This window comes from Pseudomonas sp. SDT291_1_S447 (genome assembly GCF_054070155.1).
Genome location: NZ_JBSVXS010000134.1, coordinates 1 through 13,439 on the forward strand (window position 1 = coordinate 1; position 13,439 = coordinate 13,439).

The 13,439-nt window shown below is 58.9% G+C and carries 16 protein-coding genes; 10 read left to right on the forward strand and 6 right to left on the reverse strand.

The annotated features are described in order from the left end of the window. Positions 1 to 64: 64 nt before the first annotated feature. Positions 65 to 979, reverse strand: a complete 915-nt coding sequence (locus ACW9IR_RS25490; protein ID WP_457465403.1) for a LysR family transcriptional regulator — start codon at positions 977 to 979, stop codon at positions 65 to 67. A gap of 104 nt (positions 980 to 1,083) precedes the next feature. On the opposite strand from ACW9IR_RS25490, the gene ACW9IR_RS25495 reads away from it, so the two are divergent. From ACW9IR_RS25495 to ACW9IR_RS25505, 3 genes are all read left to right on the forward strand, one after another. Next, positions 1,084 to 1,683, forward strand: a complete 600-nt coding sequence (locus tag ACW9IR_RS25495; RefSeq protein ID WP_122600752.1) for a short chain dehydrogenase — start codon at positions 1,084 to 1,086, stop codon at positions 1,681 to 1,683. A 59-nt stretch (positions 1,684 to 1,742) separates the two neighbouring features. Beyond that, complete coding sequence (locus ACW9IR_RS25500) at positions 1,743 to 2,396, forward strand: COG3650 family protein (protein WP_457465405.1); 654 nt, start codon at positions 1,743 to 1,745, stop codon at positions 2,394 to 2,396. A 97-nt stretch (positions 2,397 to 2,493) separates the two neighbouring features. Further along, positions 2,494 to 4,107, forward strand: a complete 1,614-nt coding sequence (locus tag ACW9IR_RS25505; RefSeq protein ID WP_457465407.1) for an NAD(P)/FAD-dependent oxidoreductase — start codon at positions 2,494 to 2,496, stop codon at positions 4,105 to 4,107. 131 nt (positions 4,108 to 4,238) lie between these two features. Here ACW9IR_RS25505 and ACW9IR_RS25510 read toward each other — a convergent pair whose 3' ends face one another. Further along, the gene (locus tag ACW9IR_RS25510) at positions 4,239 to 5,333 is read right to left on the reverse strand and encodes a PLP-dependent cysteine synthase family protein (RefSeq protein ID WP_102902690.1); all 1,095 of its coding nucleotides are present in this window, start codon (positions 5,331 to 5,333) and stop codon (positions 4,239 to 4,241) included. A gap of 252 nt (positions 5,334 to 5,585) precedes the next feature. Between ACW9IR_RS25510 and nhaA the strand changes: the two genes are divergently transcribed. From nhaA to ACW9IR_RS25540, 6 genes are all read left to right on the forward strand, one after another. Beyond that, positions 5,586 to 6,776 (forward strand): Na+/H+ antiporter NhaA, encoded by a 1,191-nt coding sequence (gene nhaA / locus ACW9IR_RS25515; protein WP_127926105.1) that lies wholly within the window; start codon positions 5,586 to 5,588, stop codon positions 6,774 to 6,776. Positions 6,777 to 6,936: 160 nt separating this feature from the next. Continuing rightward, the gene (locus tag ACW9IR_RS25520) at positions 6,937 to 8,130 is read left to right on the forward strand and encodes an S-type pyocin domain-containing protein (protein WP_457465409.1); all 1,194 of its coding nucleotides are present in this window, start codon (positions 6,937 to 6,939) and stop codon (positions 8,128 to 8,130) included. A 10-nt stretch (positions 8,131 to 8,140) separates the two neighbouring features. Next, complete coding sequence (locus ACW9IR_RS25525; RefSeq protein ID WP_110720199.1) at positions 8,141 to 8,392, forward strand: pyocin S6 family toxin immunity protein; 252 nt, start codon at positions 8,141 to 8,143, stop codon at positions 8,390 to 8,392. A 286-nt stretch (positions 8,393 to 8,678) separates the two neighbouring features. Next, the gene (locus tag ACW9IR_RS25530) at positions 8,679 to 8,855 is read left to right on the forward strand and encodes a colicin E3/pyocin S6 family cytotoxin (protein WP_457465411.1); all 177 of its coding nucleotides are present in this window, start codon (positions 8,679 to 8,681) and stop codon (positions 8,853 to 8,855) included. Continuing rightward, a complete protein-coding gene (locus ACW9IR_RS25535) occupies positions 8,812 to 9,066 on the forward strand; it encodes a colicin E3-like toxin immunity protein (RefSeq protein ID WP_102902731.1) in 255 nt (84 codons plus the stop codon). The genes ACW9IR_RS25530 and ACW9IR_RS25535 overlap by 44 nt, the downstream gene beginning before the upstream one ends. A gap of 9 nt (positions 9,067 to 9,075) precedes the next feature. After that, positions 9,076 to 9,309: a DUF7683 domain-containing protein gene (locus tag ACW9IR_RS25540; RefSeq protein ID WP_457465413.1), complete on the forward strand. Its 234-nt coding sequence runs from the start codon at positions 9,076 to 9,078 to the stop codon at positions 9,307 to 9,309. A 63-nt stretch (positions 9,310 to 9,372) separates the two neighbouring features. Here ACW9IR_RS25540 and ACW9IR_RS25545 read toward each other — a convergent pair whose 3' ends face one another. Continuing rightward, positions 9,373 to 9,837 carry an outer membrane lipoprotein gene (locus ACW9IR_RS25545; protein ID WP_007918566.1) on the reverse strand — a complete coding sequence of 155 codons (465 nt, stop codon included), beginning with the start codon at positions 9,835 to 9,837 and terminating at the stop codon, positions 9,373 to 9,375. Between the two features lie 182 nt (positions 9,838 to 10,019). Between ACW9IR_RS25545 and ACW9IR_RS25550 the strand changes: the two genes are divergently transcribed. Further along, on the forward strand, positions 10,020 to 10,256 hold the full coding sequence (locus ACW9IR_RS25550; RefSeq protein ID WP_095119201.1) for a hypothetical protein: 237 nt from the start codon (positions 10,020 to 10,022) through the stop codon (positions 10,254 to 10,256). 5 nt (positions 10,257 to 10,261) lie between these two features. Here ACW9IR_RS25550 and pdxH read toward each other — a convergent pair whose 3' ends face one another. The 3 genes from pdxH to ACW9IR_RS25565 all read right to left on the reverse strand — a co-directional run bounded on the left by pdxH (position 10,262) and on the right by ACW9IR_RS25565 (position 13,299). After that, positions 10,262 to 10,909: a pyridoxamine 5'-phosphate oxidase gene (pdxH, locus tag ACW9IR_RS25555; protein WP_457465415.1), complete on the reverse strand. Its 648-nt coding sequence runs from the start codon at positions 10,907 to 10,909 to the stop codon at positions 10,262 to 10,264. Positions 10,910 to 10,933: 24 nt separating this feature from the next. After that, positions 10,934 to 12,040 (reverse strand): OmpA family protein, encoded by a 1,107-nt coding sequence (locus tag ACW9IR_RS25560; protein ID WP_102902685.1) that lies wholly within the window; start codon positions 12,038 to 12,040, stop codon positions 10,934 to 10,936. Positions 12,041 to 12,153: 113 nt separating this feature from the next. Further along, positions 12,154 to 13,299, reverse strand: a complete 1,146-nt coding sequence (locus ACW9IR_RS25565) for a serine hydrolase domain-containing protein (RefSeq protein WP_102902684.1) — start codon at positions 13,297 to 13,299, stop codon at positions 12,154 to 12,156. Between the last annotated feature and the right edge of the window lie 140 nt (positions 13,300 to 13,439).

Genomic DNA, 13,439 nt, shown 5'->3' on the forward strand with positions numbered 1-13,439 from the left:
CGGTAACTCATCCGCGACTGACACTCCGCTATCGCGAGCAGGCTCACTCCTACAAGGGAACGGTTCAGCGCTGGAGGCGATCCAGCGCTTCGCCACTGCGCTTGAACCAGCCGATCAAGTAATCCGCCAGCACCTGCGTGCGTTTCGGCAGTCCGCCCTGATACGGATGCACCAGATACATCGGCATGCGCCGGGTCTGAAAGTCGCGCAGGAGCCAGCGCAATCTGCCGTCAGCCAATTCCGCCTGCAGCAAGTAGGAAGGCAACCTCGCAATCCCGGCGCCACTGAGTGCAGCTTTCTTCAGCAAGTTGTAATGGTTGCTGGCAAACGGTCCTGATACTCGCACTCGTAACAATTCATGCTGCTGGTGATACAGCCATTCCTCACGCCCGCTGTAGTGGCTGTTGAGCAAGCAGCGATGTTCGGCCAGAGCCTGTGGCGTCAGCGGTTCACCGAAACGCTCGAGATACGCCGGGCTGGCGCAGGTCATTTCCTGCCAGGCCAACAACGGCTTGGCCACTAGTCGTTCGTCATTGGCCACCTCACTGCGGATCCCCAGATCAAAGCCGTCCCGTGACAGATCGCGGTAACTGTTGTTCAGCTCCAGCTCAATCTGCACCTCAGGGTATTGATGCGAGAACTCCAGCAACAAACCCTCGAAGAAGGTTTCGCCCAGCGACACCGGCACCGTCATGCGCACCGGACCGGCCATATCGTCCTTCAATCGCGCCAAGGCCTGACGCGCCCTTTCCACCTGGACGACCAGCGCCTGGGCCTGCGGCAACAATGCTGCTCCGGCGGCGGTCAGGCTCAAGCGCCGGGTGGTGCGTTGCAACAACACCACAGAAAACTGCGATTCGAGCTGGCTGATGCGTTTCGACAGCTGGCCCTTGCTGCAGCCCAATTGCTGCGCTGCCAAGGTGAAACTGCCCGCTTCAATCAACACCGCGAACGCCGCCAGATCATCCATCTCGCTCATGGATTGTTTCCAATTGAAAACCAAAGGTTGCCTATTAGCGCGCTTATCCGCAGAAAAAACCACTCTAGACTGAAACCTCGTTCACTCACTTGAGGTACAGCTCGATGAAGATTCTGTTGATAGGCGCTGGCGGCACTATTGGTTCGGCGGTGGACAAAGAACTCTCGCAACGCCACGAAGTCATCCGTATCGGCCGTAGCAGCGGTGATTTGCAGGTGGATATCAGCGACAGCGCGTCAATCCGTAAACTGTTCGAAAAGACCGGCAAGTTCGATGCACTGGTCTGCGCTGCCGGCAACGTGACCTTCGCACCGCTGGGCGAGATGACGGAAGACAGCTTCGCCCTCGGCCTCAAAGACAAGCTGATGGGTCAGGTCAATCTGCTGCTGATCGGCCGCGAATTCGCCAACGACGGCGCTTCATTCACCTTCACCACCGGCGTGCTCAGCCACGATCCAATCCGCAGCGGCGCCTCGGCAGCGCTGGTCAACGGCGCCCTCGACAGCTTCGTCCGCGCCGCCGCCATCGAACTGCCACGCGGTCTGCGAGTGAACTCGATCAGCCCGACCGTGCTGCTCGAAGCCATGGGCAGCTACGCCCCGTATTTCCGTGGCTACAAGCCGGTTCCTGCGGCGGATGTGGCATTGGCCTACGCGAAAAGTGTCGAAGGCCTGCAGACAGGTCAGACGTTTCACGTGGGCTAAACCCTTGTGATGAACGATCAGGCTGCGTAACGTGGCAGCACTTGTCTGGAGAGCCGAAAATGCGTGTTGCCCGTTCGTTGGTCGTTGTTGCCCTGCTGCCGTTGTTTGCCGCTTGCCAGTTGCTCGATGGCCAGCGAGAAAGTGCCTCGCACGTCGGGCAGACACGGATGCAGGGGCAACTGACCGCCGGTGACGGCAAACTGGTGTTTCAGCCGTGCCAGGAGCAGCGCCAACTGGTGGTCAATGACATCGGCGGCACCAGCATCCTGCAAGAGGCTGCCACCCTCGCCGATGAACAGGGCAAGCTGTTCGCCGATGTGCGCGGCAAGGTGGCCGGCGATCGACTCGACCTGACTCAGTTGTACCGCGTCGAACGCTCCGGCACTGCCTGCGATGATCCCAACTTCAAACTGCTGATCCTGCGTGCCGCCGGCCATGGCCCGGAGTGGAATGTAAAGGTCAGCGGCAAAGGCATGGTCATCGACCGCGAAGGTCAGCCGCCACTTGCCGTGCCGTATATTGAAGATCAATTGGGCGATGGCCGCTTCAATCTGAGCAGTGAAGCCAACAATCAGCGCATCGAATTGTGGGTCGCGCCGCAACGCTGCGTCGACAGCAGCACCGGCAGCGTGCAGCACATGAGCGCCGAGTTGCGCATCGACGGCCAGGTGCAACGCGGCTGCGGGTATTTCGGCGGATCGCGCAACGACTGAGCGTTTTAGCCTCACCGGATCCGGCCTTTGCGGCTTATAATCGCGGCCTTCAAACGCCCTGGCGCAGTTGTGCGCCCCGCGAACCCGGATCCTCGCCATGTTACGAATCACTGAACTCAAGCTGCCAATCGACCATCCCGAAGAAGACCTGCGCCCTGCCATCGTGCAGCGCCTGGGCATCGCCAGCGATGATCTGCTCGATTTCACCTTGTTCAAGCGCAGCTACGATGCGCGCAAAAAGTCCTCCGAACTGTGCTTCATCTACACCATCGACCTCGAAGTACGCGACGAGGCCAAGGTGTTGGGCAAGTTCGCCGACGACCGTAACGTCAACGTGGCGCCGGATGTCCGCTACAAATTCGTCGGCGAAGCGCCAAGCGACCTGAGCCAGCGCCCGATCGTCGTCGGTTTCGGCCCGTGCGGCATCTTCGCCGGCCTGCTGCTGGCGCAAATGGGCTTCAAGCCGATCGTCCTCGAACGCGGCACCGAAGTCCGCCAGCGCACCAAGGACACTTGGGGCCTGTGGCGTAAAAGCGTGCTCAACCCCGAGTCCAACGTGCAGTTCGGCGAAGGCGGCGCGGGCACGTTCTCTGACGGCAAGCTGTACAGCCAGATCAAGGATCCGAAGTTCCTTGGCCGCAAAGTCCTGCACGAATTCGTCAAGGCCGGCGCGCCGGAAGAAATCCTCTACGTCAGCAAGCCGCACATTGGTACGTTCCGTCTGACCGGCATGGTTGAAAACATGCGCGAGCAGATCCGCGAACTGGGCGGCGAAGTGCGCTTCCAGGAACGCGTCACCGACGTGCTGATCGAAGACGGCCAACTGCTCGGCGTGCAACTGGCCAGCGGCGAAACCCTGCATTCGAAACACGTGGTTCTGGCCCTCGGCCACAGCGCCCGCGACACTTTCCGCATGCTCCACAGCCGTGGCGTGTTCATGGAAGCCAAGCCGTTCTCGGTGGGTTTCCGCATCGAACACCCGCAATCGCTGATCGACCGCGCGCGTCTGGGCAAATACGCCGGCCACCCGAAACTCGGTGCCGCCGACTACAAACTGGTGCACCACGCCAAGAACGGCCGCTCGGTCTACAGCTTCTGCATGTGCCCGGGCGGCACCGTGGTCGCGGCGACTTCCGAGCCGAACCGCGTGGTGACCAACGGCATGAGCCAGTACTCGCGTAACGAGCGCAACGCCAACTCCGGCATTGTTGTCGGCATCACCCCGGAAGTCGATTATCCGGGTGGCCCGCTCGCTGGCATCGAGTTGCAGGAACGTCTGGAATCCCACGCGTTCATTCTTGGCGGCAGCGACTACAAAGCCCCGGCGCAGTTGGTTGGCGACTTCATCAACGACATTCCTTCAACCGAGCTGGGCGAAGTCGAGCCGTCGTACAAACCGGGTGTGGCGTTGGGTGATCTGGCCTTGGCATTACCGGATTTTGCCATTGAGGCGATCCGTGAAGCCTTGCCGGCGTTCGAGAAGCAGATTCGCGGGTATTCGCTGCATGATGCGGTGTTGACTGGCATCGAGACGCGCACTTCGTCGCCGTTGCGCATTACCCGTAACGAGACGCTGCAGAGCATGAACGTGAAAGGCTTGTTCCCGGCCGGTGAAGGCGCGGGTTATGCGGGCGGGATTCTGTCGGCGGGTGTTGACGGGATTCGCATTGCAGAAGCCGTGGCGCGCGACATACTCGGCCTGACTGACTGACTGACTGACTGACTGACACAAAACCCTGTAGGAGTGAGCCTGCTCGCGATAGCGGTAGTCCATTCAACATCAATGTTGAATGTTATTACGCCATCGCGAGCAGGCTCACTCCTACAGTTGATTTCGGTGTGTCAGATATTGGCGCGCAGGACTGAGGTCGGCAGCGGCTCACCGCGCTCGGCACTCGCCGCCACCGCCTCAATCAACCCGCTCAACTCATACCCCTGCGCCTGCAACCAATCCTGATCGTAATAAGTGTCGGCATACCGCTCGCCGCCATCGCACAGAATCGCCACGATCGACCCCGACTCCCCCGCCGCTTTCATCTGCTGCGCCGCCATCAAGGCGCCGATCAGATTGGTCCCGCTCGACCCGCCGACATTCCGCCCCAGACGCTGCGCCAGATAATGCATCGCCGCCAGTGACAAGGCGTCCGGAACCTTGACCATCGCATCGATCACCTTCGGCAGAAACGACGCTTCCACCCGCGGCCGGCCAATGCCTTCAATGCGCGAACCGCAATCCAGACGCAAACTCGCATCGCCGGTCTGGTAGTAGTCGAAGAACACCGAACGCTCGGCATCGGCGCACAACACGCGGGTGCAGTGCTGGCGATAGCGCACGTAACGGCCGAGCGTCGCGGTGGTGCCGCCAGTGCCGGGGCTGGAAATCAGCCAGCTCGGTTCCGGGTGTTTCTCATAGCGCATCTGCTGGAAGATCGATTCGGCAATGTTGTTGTTAGCCCGCCAGTCGGTCGCGCGCTCGGCGTAGGTGAACTGGTCGATAAAGTGGCCGCCATGTTCGCGGGCCAGGCGCTCGGATTCGGCGTAGATCTGCGTAGGATCTTTCACTAGATGGCTCTGGCCACCGTAGAAAGCGATCTGGGCAATCTTCTCTTTGGACGTGGTCGCCGGCATTACCGCAATAAACGGCAAGCCGAGCATCCGCGCGAAATACGCTTCGGAAATCGCCGTCGAACCGCTGGACGCCTCGATCACCGGCGCGCCGGGCTTGAGCCAGCCGTTACACAGCGCATAGAGAAACAACGAACGGGCCAAGCGATGTTTGAGACTGCCAGTCGGGTGGCTGGACTCATCCTTGAAGTACAACTCGATGCCCGCAAAACCCGGCAGCGGCAAAGGGATCAGGTGGGTGTCGGCGCTGCGCTGAAAATCCGCTTCGATGATGCGGATCGCTTCGCGGGCCCACTGTCGGTTGTCGCTCATGGTGATGGTTCTCGTTGAATCGGGCAGGAGATGAATGTGTACAAAAGGCTCACTCATCAGCTTAGGAAAAATCCTATAGCGCGCACAGATACAGCTGAGTCTCAATATGTCAGGCAACTGCTAGGCTCAGCGTGGCTTGAGCCAGACACCTTGTAACGCCATATAACAAAAAAGAATATAACTTTTGTTTTAACAACTAACAGTACGGGTTAGGGTGTCCCACCTTTTTTGACGATTCGATGGAGAGCGACCTTGCCTCTGCGTAGCACTTTCACGCGTTTCTTTCAGTTGGAAGCTGCCAGCGGTCTGTTATTGATCGCCGCAGCCATCCTGGCCCTGATTATCAACAACTCGCCACTGTCGTGGCTGTATACCGGCCTGCTCGACACCCCGGTGGTGGCGCAGATCGGTGCGTTGAAAATCGCTAAACCCCTGCTGCTGTGGATCAACGACGGTCTGATGGCGATGTTCTTCCTGCTTATCGGCCTGGAAGTTAAGCGCGAAGTCCTCGACGGCCAGTTGTCCAAGCCGTCACAGATCGTCCTGCCCGGTGCAGCCGCTATCGGCGGCATGCTGGTGCCAGCGCTGATTTACTGGTTCCTCAACCGCGACAATCCGGCAGCCCTCGACGGCTGGGCGATCCCGACCGCCACCGACATCGCCTTCGCCCTCGGTGTGCTGGCCCTGCTCGGCAAGCGCGTGCCGGTATCGCTGAAGCTGTTCCTGATGACCCTGGCAATCATCGATGACCTCGGCGCCATCGTGATCATTGCGATCTTCTACTCCGGCGAACTGTCGACCCTGTCGCTGGGTCTGGCGGCAGCGTGCATCGCGGCGCTGGTGGCGATGAATCGCTTGGGCGTGGTCAAACTCGGGCCGTACATGATCATCGGTTTGATCCTCTGGGTCTGCGTCCTCAAGAGCGGTGTCCACGCCACGCTGGCGGGCGTAACCCTGGCCTTCTGCATTCCATTGCGCACGAAAAACGCCGAGCCGTCGCCACTGCTGACCCTCGAACATGCGCTGCACCCGTGGGTGGCCTACGGCATTCTGCCGCTGTTCGCCTTCGCCAACGCCGGTCTGTCGCTGAGCGGTGTCACCATGGAAAGCTTCACTCACCATGTACCGATGGGCATCGCCGTCGGCCTATTGCTGGGCAAGACCGTCGGCGTGTTCGGCCTGACCTGGCTCGCGGTGAAAACCGGCATCGCCGCCCTGCCCCAAGGCGCCAACTGGGGTCAGGTGCTGGGCGTGGCAATCCTGTGCGGGATCGGCTTCACTATGAGCCTGTTTGTCGGCTCGCTGGCGTTTGAACCGGGTGTGAGTGATTACGCTGGCATGGACCGGATGGGGATTTTGACCGGGTCGATTCTGGCAGCGCTGATTGGTTATGCGGTGACGGCGGCGGCGAGTCGCCGGAATACAGCATTGCCCAACGCATAGAAAACCTGCGGCGAGGGGACTTTCCCCTCGCCCTTCTGATACCACAGCGACAAATCCCCACGTCTTTAGCGACGCGTCCTACAGCCACCATTTTCCTGCTTCGTTAACGTTGCGCAGCCCTTTGCGAAGGGCTGTCGATGGATGAGCGAAAGGACGATCAGTGGCTGGCAACAAGGACATTCCCCGGGTTCAAAACCCACCGCAAGGCGACGGGCATCACGTCACCTACCGCTACATGACGGCCACTGAACTGGCCGAGCGCGAGGCCAGACAAAACGCTTACGACGCCATGCTGGCGCAGCAGGAGGCTTTCGAGCGCAGCCGTGAGGTGGCGGTTAAAAAGACAGAGCCCGTTCGTGCCGGCTGCGTATTCGCCAAGTCCTGCAAATTGCCGGATGCGATTATCGATTACGCCAGTCCTTCGGGGATGGTGCCGACGGACAGCCTGAAGGACTACGGCGACCTGATCCTGCTGGGCGCGCGTGAAGCCGATGAAAGCGGCGCAGTTCCTCTCAAGAAAATCGGTGCAACCGCTATTCCGGCTGGATTTGGCAGTCTGGCTCTGGCGGGGTCGATGTTTGAAGCACTGCCCGCTGCTGTATCTAGTGCGGCTGTTGCGCCTTTAGTTGGTTTGGTTGCGCTGTTCATGCCATCGAGCCTTGGTGACAGCGCGCTCTATACCGACGAACAACTGCGTGGACTTGAACAGGCGCGAACGCGTGTTCGGCTGAGGGTCGAACAGCAGGCCGACGGCAGCCTGAAGGGCTACGGCTTCTACACCGGCAAGAATCGTGATTGGGAAATGGTTGATGTCGTGCAGTTCAAGTTGCGTGGAAGCCAGTTCATTGCTGACTTGGGCGAAGGTGTAGAACTGATCTGGACGCCTGCTGTAGATGGCTCGGACATCCTCGGTATTCCCGCGCTGGAGGCTGCACCGCAGGCACCGCACATCTGGGTTTATCCGCCGACGAAAGCGGCGGACGGGATTCTGGTGAATCCGGTTTATCCGCCGGAGTACCGGGATTTCATTTTGGTTTTTCCGTCGCATTCTGGGATTCGGCCGGTTTACATCGTTTTAAGCCGGGCTCGCGACCATGTTTACTACGGCCACCCAAAGACACTACCGGCCTTCCCTGACGCAGTTAGAGTAAAGTCGAAATCATCGGTCAAAGGTGGCGGAAAGCAGCGAGCACGGTGGGTAGATCGCAAAGGTCGAATCTATGAATGGGATTACAAAAGTAACGCTGTGGAAAAATACGACAAATTGGGAACAACTCATTTTGGCGAATTCAATCACCTGACGGGTGAACAAACCGGGCCTGCAGTACCGGACAGAAAAACCTCCAGAAATTAAGGATTGATACATGCGCTACCTTTCGATAACCGGTTTTTATCCTGATGACGTTCAAGATAACTCTTTGCAGTTCGAGTTGGATATCACCGGAAGCGAGTTAAATGAAAAAGTCGCTCATCTCATCGAGTCGAAGCCCCTCAGCGAACTGGAACCTGGGGAGTTGTTATTGAGCGCAGATCAAGTAGCTGCGCTGGAAACCCTTTTAAACGTTAACTTCCCGAAGGGGTTAGAATTTTTTATGGGCACATGTGCTGATTACTGACTTGAAGTAAAAAAGACAACCCCGACCAGTAACTTGATTGGGGTTATCTTTTATCGCTCGTTCCCGCTTAGTGGGAAATTCGGCTGGTTCCGCCAACGGCGGGAAAGCGCACGTGCTCGCCGACGCGGAACACTTTATTTTCCTGAACCTGCTGCACATAGGCAAGCATGCTGCCATCCCAGCCTTTCCTGATCTGAGAAGAGCAAAAAAGAAACCGCCATACAACGGAGGGCATCGGGATCGCTGGAAGTATGCAAAAGGCAGAAGAACTTACGAGTAGGACTCGATGCACGGAGAGTTGGGGATTTACCGAGCAAGTGACGGAACTCACCTAGGCGCGTTTGACCCTTTTACAGGAGAGCGACGCGAGGACCCGAAAGATGAAAGAAGCATCAGAAAAAATACTTGTGAGGTTGATGATGGGATTAAAACTGAGGCTGGAGTGGTACGACAAGCAAACTGATCTATGCGAAGGCGAAGAGTATTCCAAGGATTTAGGCGATGATGAAACCGTTTTGAATGCCTTGGGAATACCGGTGGAAAACAACATAAACAATGGCGGTTTCAATGTTCTCGAAGAATGGATTCCAGTCATTCAACCGTATTTTCAACATAGCATCGTCTTCAAAACTTACGATTATCAGATCTCTTTTGACTACAGCGATGTCTGGTGACGGTCTCTTATGATCTATAGGATTGAAGCATTCGATAGGAAAACAGAGTTTCTCGTTTTTGAAGAGGAATTACCTCCAGGATGTGACGAGAATCTGGCAGCCATCATGAACTGGTCTTCCAAGCAGCAGGGCTGGGAGGGTTACGACCTCTCAAATGATCAGCTTGCCTCATTGGAGAAGCTGATCGGGAAGAATGTCTTCGATCCGAAGTACACCTTCCAACTGACGTGTAATGGACGTTGAAACACGATAAAGAAAAACCCCGACCAGTCACCTGATCGGGGTTTTCTTTACCCTGAATTCCGCTTAGTGCGAAACGCGGCTGGTTCCGCCAACGGTGGAGATACGCACGCGTTCGCCAACGCGGAACACTTCATTCTCCTGAACCTGCTGCACATAGGCACGCATGCTGCCGTCGTCTTCACGCACGGTGATTTCCACACCTTGAGTACGGGTCAGACCTTCTTCGGTTGCCGAACCGATCAGACCGCCCGCCACCGCACCGATAACCGCGGCAACGATGCTGCCCTTGCCGCCGCCGATGGCGCTGCCGCCGACGCCGCCGACCGCTGCACCAGCGAGGCCGCCGATCGGGGTTTTGGTGCCTTCGATTTTCACCGGGCGCAGGGATTCGATGGTGCCCATGCGAATCGTCTGCACGCGACGCGCTTCGTCACGGGAGTAGGAGTCACCGGTCAGGCTCGATTGGCAGCCGGTAAGCAACATCGCCATCGTGGAAAAGGAAGCAACCAGCAGAACAGACTTACGCATAGCATCAACTCCAAAAAAACATATAGTCATTAAACTCCGTGGCTTGACGCCTGTCACGACACCGCCCGGATAAATTGGCTTTCATTCAGGCGCGGTACAGACACCTGCACACTGTCTCCCTGATGTAGCCCCTACAGTAGCGCCAAATTGCCAAATCTGCGCCACGGAGACCAAGGATTTTCATGGATTACTTCATCATCGTCGTCACCACTGCCGCCGGTTTGTACTTCCATTGGTGGTTGTACGTGCGGATCAAGCGCTGGATGGATCGCGATCTGGCGTTGTCGCTGGCGGGCAAGGATGAAGGCAAACGCGCCTTCATGCTCGAACAGTTGGCGAACGCTCAGGCGCAGAAGATCAAGCGCCGGGATCTGCCGAAGTGGCTGGAGGCCGCTGCGGCAGGCTATCCCGCTCGGTAGACTGCTCAGGGTGCCAGACGTTCAAGAATCCAGTCGGCGCCCTGCACACGGTAGTTGAGGCGATCGTGCAGACGGCTCGGACGGCCCTGCCAGAATTCGATGCGCTCAGGCAGCAAGCGGTAACCGCCCCAGTGTTCCGGGCAGTCGGGCTGAGTATCGGAGAAACGCTGCTCGGTGGCCTTGAGCAAATCTTCCAGCTCACCGCGCCCGTTGATCACCCGGCTCTGCGGTGATGCCCAGGCACCGAGGCGGCTGCCCAGTGGCCGCACCTGATAATACGCATCCGACTCCGCGGGCGTGACCTTGACCACCCGCCCTTCGATGCGCACCTGACGTTCCAGGGTCGGCCAGAAGAAGGTCATGGCGGCAAACGGATTGGCCGCCAGCTGCTGGCCCTTGGCGCTGTCGTAGTTGGTGAAGAAGGTGAAGCCCTGCTCGTCCAGGCCCTTGAGCAGCAGAATGCGGCAATGCGGTCGCCCATCCTGGTCGACCGTGGCCAGGGTCATGGCGTTGGCTTCCACCGGTGCCTGTTCGGTTTTCACCGCGTCGGCGAACCACTGGTGGAACAACGCAAACGGCTCGGCCGGCGCTTGCGCCTCGGTCAGACCATCCCGGGTGTAATCACGACGCATATCTGCCAGAGCCTGGGTCATGGCGCATTCCTTTTCGTTAGCGGATCACTTCTTGGTGGCATCGGTCGCGGCGACTTTCTTGTCGGTCGCGGCGGCTTTGGCTGGTGCAGTTTTCTTCGCTGGGGCCTTGGCTGGAGCTTTTTTCGCTGGAGCCTTGGCAGCGGCTTTCTTGGCCGGAGCCTTTTTGGTTGCCGGGACAGCCGCTTTTTTCGCCGCTGGCGCCGGGGTCACCGGTTTGGCGACTGGCTTGGCGTCCTGCGCAGCAACCATGGTCACCGGCTTCGGCGCGGGCATGTTGTACTTGCTCAGCAGCGCAACCATGGTGTTCTGCGGGGTCACCAGCAGTTCGACACGACGGTTCAGGGCACGCCCTTCAACACTGTCGTTGGCCGCACGCGGCGCTTCGGAACCCATGCCGCGCAGCATCAGGCGATCACGCTGCAGACCGCTGAGACGGAAGATCGCCGCAATGGACTGGGCACGTTCCTGGCTCAGTTTGATGTTGGCAGGCGCGGCACCACTGGAATCGCTGTGGCCAAGAACCAGCACGGCAGTTTTCGGGTCGGCTTCAAGGATTTTCGCCACTCGGGTGAACGGGCCGAGGGTGACCGGCAGCAGCATGGCTGGACGATCAGGGTTAAACGAACCTTCGACCGGTGCCGTCACGACCAGCACGTTTTCACGGCGTTCGAGTTGCAGATTGCTGTCCTTGACCGCTTCACGCAGACGCGGCTCATAGTCGTCGAGCCAAGCCTGGGTGACTTTCGGATCCGGCATCGGCACGGCTTTGGTGGTTGGCTGATCCTTGCCGCCAAACGGCCACCACCATTTGCCACCCGCATCGGCTTCAGCTTTGGCCACGGTTGCCGGTTTTTTCGCTTCCGGGGCGACTTCAGCCTTCATGTCCGCTTTGACCGCTTCATCATCGGAACCGAACGGCCAGTACCACGGGTTGCTGCTTTCAGTCTTGGCCACGGGTGCAGTGGCCGCAGGTTTCAGAGGGGCTGGAGCCGGTGCTGGCTCCTTGGCTGCGACTTTGTCGGAAGAGCCGAACGGCCACCAACTACCGCCGTCCGCATCGTTTTTCGGGGTCTGTGCACAACCGGTGATCGCTACACACAGGGCCAGGGCGAGAGTCTTTTTAGATGACATTGAAAATCCACAAAATGAAGTAATGAAAAATCAGAGCACTTTCGCCCGGATAAACAGCCGTTTTGAATCGAAAATCACGCCGAGGTTCCGGCCCTGGAACTTCTATTGACGCTTTACAGACAAGTGGCAAGCACCCGCGCGAGCTTCTGCGCGCGCGGATCCATCAAGACATACGGCCCAAGGGTATTTGTCACGAAACCGAAGGCGACATCATGCTCAGGATCAGCAAAACCGATGGAACCGCCTGCGCCGGGATGACCAAACGCCTTGGGGCCGAGGCCATAAGTGGCGTTGGGCACGTCCGGTTGATCGAGCATGCAACCCAGCCCAAAACGAGTTTGGGTCAGCAAAGTCTTGTCTTCGCCGAGGCTGTGCTCGCGGGTCAGCTCCTCGAGCATGTCGCTTTCGAGCAGACTGCCGTCGAGCAGGCCCGCGTAGAAACCGGCCAGACTGCGCGCATTCCCGTGGCCATTGGCCGCCGGTTGCTGCATCCGTCGCCACTCCGGTTTATTGGTGCTGGTGAGCACTGAAGGTGGGTTGGTAAAAGCGCGAGTGGTCATCGCGGTGGGCTCACGCATGGTCACCTGCAGCAGACGTTGCGCGGCGGCATCGCCAGCATTGCCCTTGCCGCGAGCGATATGCGCCACGCGGTGGAATTCTTCGTCAGCCAGACCGACGTGAAAATCCAGACCCAAAGGTTTAGCGACACGAGCAACGATGGATTCGCCCGGCCCGCGACCGTCAGCGCGGCGCAGTAACTCGCCGATCAGCCAGCCATAAGTGATCGCGGCGTAACCGTGGCCAGTGCCCGGCGTCCACCAAGGTGCTTCGGCCGCAAGGGCATCGACCATGGTTTGCCAGTCGTAAAGGGCTTCAGGCGCCAGCAATTCGCGCAGCGCCGGCAGCCCGGCCTGGTGGCAGAGCAATTGGCGCAGGGTCACGGATTCTTTGCCGGCGGCGGCGAATTCCGGCCAGTAGCGGGCGACCGGAACATCCAGTTGCAGCTTGCCTTCACCCACCAGTTGCAGCGCGGTGACAGCGGTAAAGGTTTTGGTGCAGGAGAACAGGTTGGCGATGGTGTCGCTGTGCCAGGCTTCGGCGCCGTCCTTGTCGGCGGTACCGGACCAGAGGTCGAGGACGGTTTCTCCACCGACCTTGATGCACAGGGCTGCGCCGCGTTCCTGGGGATCGTCGAACAGTGCGGCGAAAGCTTCGCGCACCGCTTCGAATTGAAGCTCGTAATGTCCCTGAATCTGCACCCGCAACTCCCCCGCGAAAACGCTCTACAAAGTGGCCCGCATTGTTCCAGCCCTTGAGGGATTTGGGAACAGCTGCGGGCCAGACGGTTAAAAGCCAAGTCAAAAGATCGCAGCCTGCGGCAGCTCCTACAGAGAAACGC